Consider the following 6,726-nt stretch of genomic DNA (forward strand, 5'->3'; position numbering starts at 1 on the left):
TGATGCAGCAACAAAGGAGGTGCGCTCCCTCGCCCGCTTGCGGGAGAGGTGAAGGAGCCACCGCGATAATCGCTTCAACTTGAAGCGATTCCGCTTCGGGCACGAGGCGGCCGGTTTGGCCGGTGCGACCTTGGATGGCGGAATGTCGTTCATCGCCTGCGGCTTTGGCGGCGCAGCCGGGGCCGCGGCTTTCTCGGGCTTGGCGGTTTCAGCCGGCGGCGGCTTGGCCTCATCGTCGGCAATGATGCGCCGGATCGAGGCCAGAATCTCCTCCATCGAGGGTTCTGTGACCTTTGCAGGCTGCGTCATCTCCGACTCCACATCATCAACGCCCTCGCATGCGCTGTTTTACACCAAGCACGACAGGATTGGCCGGTTCCGCAACGAGCGGCTCGACATTTTCGTCGCGGCAGCCCGACTTGTCCCCAGATCACGGCTCAACGTGCAGCGGTGCGCCCTGCCCCTCGGCACTCAAGCTTTACGCATACGGCGTTAACGCGGGGCGAATCGACCCGCATTGTCTTGGCAAGGCTATGTCAGGGATTTTGATGATTGCAAGCAAAGCACCGATCGGCCTCGGCTGTTCGCGAGGCCGACCGGATGACGACGGGGAATCAGCGTCCGTCAGGCGTACGCACGCCGGCCCAGCTGTCGCGGACCTGGTGGTAGTGAACGCTGGGATCATAAACCGTGGTCCCAAGGCCGAGGACCTGCGGCGCCAGACGGCCGACGGCAGCAAGGACGTTATAGGACGCAACGACCCGGTCGTGCTGCGCGGTCACCAGTGCCACGCGCGCATTGACCAGCGCCTGCTGCGCATTGAGCACGTCGAGGGTGGTACGCTGACCGGCCTTGGCTTCTTCGCGCACGCCGTTCAGCGCGATCTCGGATGCCGTCACCTGCGCCTGCGCGGACTGCACCTGCGCCTTGCCGGCCTGCAACGAACCCCACCATTGCACCACGGTCGCACGGGTCTGATCGCGCGTCGTTTCGAGGTTGAGACGCTGCTGCGCCAGGTTTTCCTTGGACTGGCGGATCAGCGAATATTCGCTGCCGCCCTGATAAATCGGCACCGAGAGCTGAGCGGTCGCGGCGGCGTTGAACGAGCGCAACTGAATCAAGGACTGTTCGTTGGCCTGCGTGGCCGATGCCTGGATTGTAAGCGTCGGCAGCAACGCACCTTCGGCGACCTTGACCTGCAAGAAATTGACGTCGATGCCGAACATTGCAGCCGTGACGTTGGGATGCTCGACGAGGCCGAGCTCGACTGCGGCAGCGAGCGTCGCGGGCAGGAAACGATCGACAGGCGAGCCGGGTGCAAGGTTCGTCGGCTCGTTGCCGATGATGCGGCGGAAGTTCGCGCGCGTCGTGGTGAGGTTTGCTTCCGCGGTAAGGGCCTGCGTCCTGCCGGCCGCCAGCTGTGCTTCCGATTGCGCAACGTCGGTGCGTGTCACTTCGCCGACATTGAAGCGGTCACGCGTCTGCTTCAGCGTCTGCTCGAGCACCCGCACGTTGCTGCGCTGAACTTCGAGCGTGGCCGAGTCGCGCAGATAATCCATGTAGGTCGTGGCGGCCTGGAGCAGCACGCTTTGATCGAGGCTGCGCAGCGCTTCGCGGGAGCCGGAAACCTGACTCTCCGCGGCGCGCGTCCGGTTGGCAGTCTGGTTGCCGTTATAAAGCGTCTGCGAAGCCGTAATTCCAGCGCTGCGAGGCATGGTGGTGCCATGGATTGAATTGCTCCCCACGCCACTCTGCAGATCCTGATATTGATAGCCGCCGCTCGCCGTCAGATTGACCCTGGGCCGATAGCCGGACAAAGCCTGCGGCACGTTTTCGTCAGTCGAGCGCACCTGGGCGCGCTGTGCGTTGAGCTGCGGATTGTTCTGATAGGCGCGCACCAGCGCGGACTCGATCGTATCCGCCAAGGCAGGCGTCGGCCCGGCTAGCGACAGCAGCAAGACCGAAACCGCAGCTCCGGTGAAGAGCTTCACCCCATGCATCCCAAAAATTCCGTTCATTCTAACGCCCGGCTCGTGCCCGCGAGCTGGGTACCGTCTACGAGTGGAGTCGCTGCCCCGCTGCAACATAGGACGCGGTCAAGCGCGACGGAACCACCTGAGGGTAGTTCTCGGTGGAAACTCTTCACGTGCAGCATCCCGGCCACACTTCTGATTCAGAACGGGATTTTATGAGCTTCGAGCTGTCAGAAGACGAAGGCGGCAGCCCGCGCCAGGCCGGGAAGGACCGGAGCGGCGGCGTCGAACAGGGTTCGATGGCCGAATTCACCGTGGGTATGGGTCACGATGATGGCCCGGGGCGGCCTGGATTCGGCCGAAACCCCCACCAGACGCCCGCCCTCCTTCAGCTGCCCGAGCAGCGCCTCCGGCGTCACCTCGGCGGCGCCATTGAGGATAATCACGTCATAGGGAGCAGCGGAAGGATCGCCTTCGGTACAGGCCGCAGCCTTGCAGGTCACATTAGTCAGCCCCAGGGCAGCGACGGCATCCTTGGCCTTCGCGGCCAGGGCCGAATCGCATTCCGTTGCGGTGACCTGGCGGGCCAGCTTGGCTGTCAGCGCCGCGAGGTATCCCGTGGCGCAGCCGACCACCAGCACGTTGTCACCCTCGCCGATTTCGGCGGCTTGAAGCAGCTTGCCGGTCAGCTGCGGCTTGATCAGGAAGCGCTTGACTGCGCCCTCGCTCACGTCGAGGTCGAGATCGAGATAGGCCAACGCCTGCCGGCCTGCCGGCACAAAGGCCTCGCGCGGAACCGTAAGCATGGCATCGAGAACACGACGGTCGGTGACGTCACTGGTGCGCACCTGGCCATCGACCATTTTAAGGCGCGCGGTCGAAAAACCGGACATTTGCGGACCCTGCAATGCGGCGATGCCGCGAACCAATGTTGGCGGCATCTTTGGAACATGGCTGGCCAAAACGCAACGGCCGTTAGCCCTGTGGGGCCAAGGCTTTTGGGGCCAAGGCGCCCGCATCTTACCGCATCAGGGCCGGAACGGATTATTCGATTGCCACCGCGAGGCGGCCGATCAGAGCCGCGACCTCGTCCAGCCGCGCCGACTCGGGTGTCTCGACCGCACGCGCCAGACAGGCGAGGCATTCGTCGTCGCTGAGCTCGGGAATGTCGGCCGGCAGAATCGAGGGGGCCATGTGGTCGACCTGGATGTCTGGCATGGGAATCAGCTCCGTAAAAAGTCCGGCAGTCGCGAAGCTCGATTTCAATTGAGTCGATTTGGGGCCGCCCGCATGGCGCGACGGGGCCTATACACACATCTGCTTGAAGGCGATTCCAGCCAGGGATCGTGAACGCACTGCTCAGAGTTCAATGCAATGAGGTCGCGCGCCACCTGAGGGCGCGCTCACAACTCGTTGAATTTGCGGTAGAATTTGGCTCCCCGGGCTGGATTCGAACCAGCGACCATCCGATTAACAGTCGGATGCTCTACCGCTGAGCTACCGAGGAAAAGGCGAACCAGTCGTTCGCGCGCGGCTGCGTATAACAAAGCCGCTTGCGCTTGCAAAGGACGAATTCGTCATCATCCGCAACGTGCCTGAGGAAGGGCCGAGCGGCCCCTCCTCCGGCCATACGGGCCAATCGTTATTCCGCGAGGAACGAGGTGGTCTTGGTACCGGGGTCGTAGCGCAACCGAAGCGCAGTCATCTTGCAGAGATTGACGTTCTTCCAGAGCACCGCCTCGTCGTAGCTCTGCCAGTCGACGCGGATATTCCAGACGCAGCCCTCGTCGTCCTCGTCGAACTCGACATAGGTGCTGGCCTGGTTCTGCAGCACCTTGTCGAGCTCATTGTCCCACTCGTCCAGGCCATCATCCGGCGCGTTGAAGCCCAGGAATTTGATGGCATAGCCGGTCTCGTTGACGATGGTAACGTTGCGGGCGTCAGCTGCGAACGACGGCATGGCGGCGATCGAAAGACCGATCGCGATCAATCCAGACAGAAAATACTTCATGTGAAAATCCTCCGATCGAAACAGGCCTCAGCGCCTGGCGTCGATCGGCGCAGGCGCCGCGGCAACAAAAGGCGTTGCCTCGAGACACGTCCGGAGCGCGATCGAAAGGTTCAGGACACGATCGATCTGCACTCCGGGACGTTGCGCGACGCGAGACGCGCCGAGCCTGTTTATCGTTTCGAATTCTCCGCAGCAATGAACGGGCATTCATAGATCGGCGGCGTTTGTCTTCTCCGGCGCCGGCGCAGGCACGGCGGCGCCGTTGCTCTTCCCGGTCACGGCGCCGACCAGCGCCTGCACGGGATCTTCGCCCGGCGCGAAGCCGCTCTGGCGCAGGATCTCGTCGATCATCGGACGCAGCGCGTGGACCTTGAGCAGCTCGCCGGCAAGTCCTTCGCCGAAGCCGACATTGCCTCCGACGGCCCCGTTGCCGCCGAACGCGCCGCCGGTGTGCAGGATGCGGACGTCCTTGAGGTTGGCGATAGGCCTGACCATCTCGGCCAGCGCCGACGGCATCGTCTCGATCCGCTTCTTGGCGATCTCGAAGTCGATGACGTTGCTGCCGAGCTTGTTCTGCGCCTCGTTCTTCATGGTGATGACGGCGGCCTCGGCCTCACCGATGTTGCGGACGCCTACGGCCTTGATCTTGTTGGACTCGGCTTCGGCGGTGGCCAGCGTCTTGACGGCCTCGGCGCGATCGAGCGAGGCCTTCTTCTCGGCCTCGGCCGCAACGATCAGCTCGGTCGATTTGCGTTCGGCCTCGGTGCGCGCGGCCAGCACCTGTGTCAGACGGGCACGATCGGCGACCTCGACCGCACGCGCGGTGACGACCTTTTCCTCCGCGGAGACTGCGAGCGCTTCGGCGGCCTTGGCTTCGGTGACGGCTTCCGAGGTCTGCTTGCTCTTGGCAGCGATCTGGATCTCGTTTTCCTGCGTGGCGATCTGGATCTCGCGCTGCGCGTCGGTTTTGCGCTTGTTGATCGCCAGATCCGACTCGATCACCGCGGTTTCCTTGACCTGCTTGGCGCCGGCCTCCTTCTCGGCAACGGCTCGGTCGGTGTCGATGCGGGCATTTTCCTCGGTGAGGCGCGCGGTCTGCGTGGCGGTCGCGACCTCGGCCCGGGTGCTTGCGGTCTTGTTGGCGATGTCGCGCTCCTGGGAGAGCTCCGCTTCCTTCTTGGTCCGTTCGATCCCGAGGGTTTGCTGGCGCGCCTCGAGGTCCTTTTGCGCAATCGCCACCTCGTTGTCGCGCACGATGGCATTGCGGTCGCGCCGCCGGGTCTCGGTGACCGTCTTCAATTGGGTCAGGCCCTCGGCGTCGAAGAAGTTTTCCGGGTTGAAGAACTTGACGTCGGTCTGGTCGAGCTTCGTGAGCGACACGGATTCAAGCTCGAGGCCGTTGGATTTGACGTCGGATTCGACTGTCGCCTGCACATGCTTGACGAAGTCCGAGCGCTTCTCCTGGAGTTCGAGGATGCTCATGGTCGCCGCCACCGAGCGCAGGCCGTCAACGAATTTCGCCTCGACCTGGTTGCGCAGCGCTTCCGCGTCATTGGTCAGCGCACCCAGCGTCTGGCTCGCAAGCGCGATACTCTCATCGTCGGGGCGGACGCGTACATAGAACTCGGCAACGATGTCGACGCGCAGGCGGTCCCTGGTGATCAGGGATTCCCGCTCCTTGCGTTCCACGGTGAGCCGCAGCGTCTTCAGATTGACGCTGGCATAGGAGTGGAAGATCGGCAGGATCATGGCGCCGCCGTCGAGCACGACCTTCTTGCCACCGAGCCCGGTGCGCACGAAGGCTTCGTCGCGCGTGGCGCGTTTGTAGAGAATGGTGAAGACGATCCCGAGGACGACGATCAGCGCGACGCCGATCATGGCCGGGACTGCGATGTCGAACATGACTTTCTCCAATGAATGAACTGCTAGCTGCTTAGAGGTGGCTTGGACGGCTTAAGTTCATCGTCGGCCTTCACTGCGACGAAGCGGGTGCCGTCGCGGTCGACCAGCAGGACCATGGTTCCCTGCGGCAGGGGTGTTGACGACGGCGCGGCGACCGCCCAGACGAAATGGCGGTTGCCGTGGATATCGGCGACGCTGACGCGGCCGGGCGGTCCCTGGTCGAGCGGACCGATGACGACCTCACCGATGCGGCCGACGAGATCGCCTAGGCCGACGGCGTAGCTTTCATCCTTGGGAATGACCCGCGAGATGGCCCTGCTGGCCGCGCGGACCATCGGAACCGACACGACGACGGCCCCGACCGAGGCGACCGAGGCCGGCAAGGGACCGGCCAGCATCCGCGCGATGTCCTGGATCAGGAAGCCGGTGATGGAGAACGCGCCGAGCAGGAGCAGCAGGAAGATCAAGAGCGGCACGCCGCCGACATTGATCCAGGAGATGGCGTTGATCACGCCATTGTCGCTGGGATGGCCGAAGTCGATGTTGGTGCCGAGCATCTCGCTCAAGGAGGCCCCGACCAGCATCGAGACTACCTCGATCGAGCCGACGATGACGATCATGGCCGCCGCGATCGCGAACGGCCTGACCTCCGGCGACATGACGTGTTCGAGCAGAGCGCTCATGACACGGTACTCAGGAGCGTGACTTCAGCCGCGCCAGCCTCGCCGCAATTTCCTTGTCGCGATGGAGCGTGCTGAGCTCGTCGATGTCGCTCGAATACGGGATGCCCGGCGGCACGCCGGTGGCCCGCGCCACCGCCCTGCCCGCCCGCAGCGCCTT

General features: G+C 63.7%; 6 protein-coding genes, 1 tRNA gene and 2 pseudogenes. All 9 read right to left on the bottom strand.

Annotated features, from left to right (window positions below; all coding sequences use genetic code 11):
* Positions 1-309 (bottom strand): annotated as a pseudogene (locus MOV74_RS27670) (hypothetical protein); the annotation flags it as partial.
* A 305-nt stretch (positions 310-614) separates the two neighbouring features.
* Positions 615-2,000, bottom strand: coding sequence for a TolC family outer membrane protein (locus MOV74_RS27675; protein WP_246929759.1), 1,386 nt, complete (start codon positions 1,998-2,000; stop codon positions 615-617).
* A gap of 203 nt (positions 2,001-2,203) precedes the next feature.
* Positions 2,204-2,866, bottom strand: coding sequence for a protein-L-isoaspartate O-methyltransferase (locus MOV74_RS27680; RefSeq protein ID WP_246929760.1), 663 nt, complete (start codon positions 2,864-2,866; stop codon positions 2,204-2,206).
* Positions 2,867-3,017: 151 nt separating this feature from the next.
* Positions 3,018-3,191: a hypothetical protein gene (locus MOV74_RS27685; protein WP_246929754.1), complete on the bottom strand. Its 174-nt coding sequence runs from the start codon at positions 3,189-3,191 to the stop codon at positions 3,018-3,020.
* 214 nt (positions 3,192-3,405) lie between these two features.
* A tRNA-Asn gene (locus MOV74_RS27690) sits at positions 3,406-3,480 on the bottom strand.
* Between the two features lie 135 nt (positions 3,481-3,615).
* On the bottom strand, positions 3,616-3,984 hold the full coding sequence (locus MOV74_RS27695) for a hypothetical protein (protein ID WP_246929756.1): 369 nt from the start codon (positions 3,982-3,984) through the stop codon (positions 3,616-3,618).
* Positions 3,985-4,191: 207 nt separating this feature from the next.
* Positions 4,192-5,886, bottom strand: coding sequence for a flotillin family protein (locus tag MOV74_RS27700; protein ID WP_246929757.1), 1,695 nt, complete (start codon positions 5,884-5,886; stop codon positions 4,192-4,194).
* 23 nt (positions 5,887-5,909) lie between these two features.
* Positions 5,910-6,569, bottom strand: a complete 660-nt coding sequence (locus MOV74_RS27705) for an OB-fold-containig protein (protein WP_246929758.1) — start codon at positions 6,567-6,569, stop codon at positions 5,910-5,912.
* 10 nt (positions 6,570-6,579) lie between these two features.
* Positions 6,580-6,726: pseudogene (locus tag MOV74_RS27710) on the bottom strand (PspA/IM30 family protein); the annotation flags it as partial.

The sequence above is a fragment of the Bradyrhizobium sp. SHOUNA76 genome (assembly GCF_023006445.1).
Classification (GTDB): domain Bacteria; phylum Pseudomonadota; class Alphaproteobacteria; order Rhizobiales; family Xanthobacteraceae; genus Bradyrhizobium.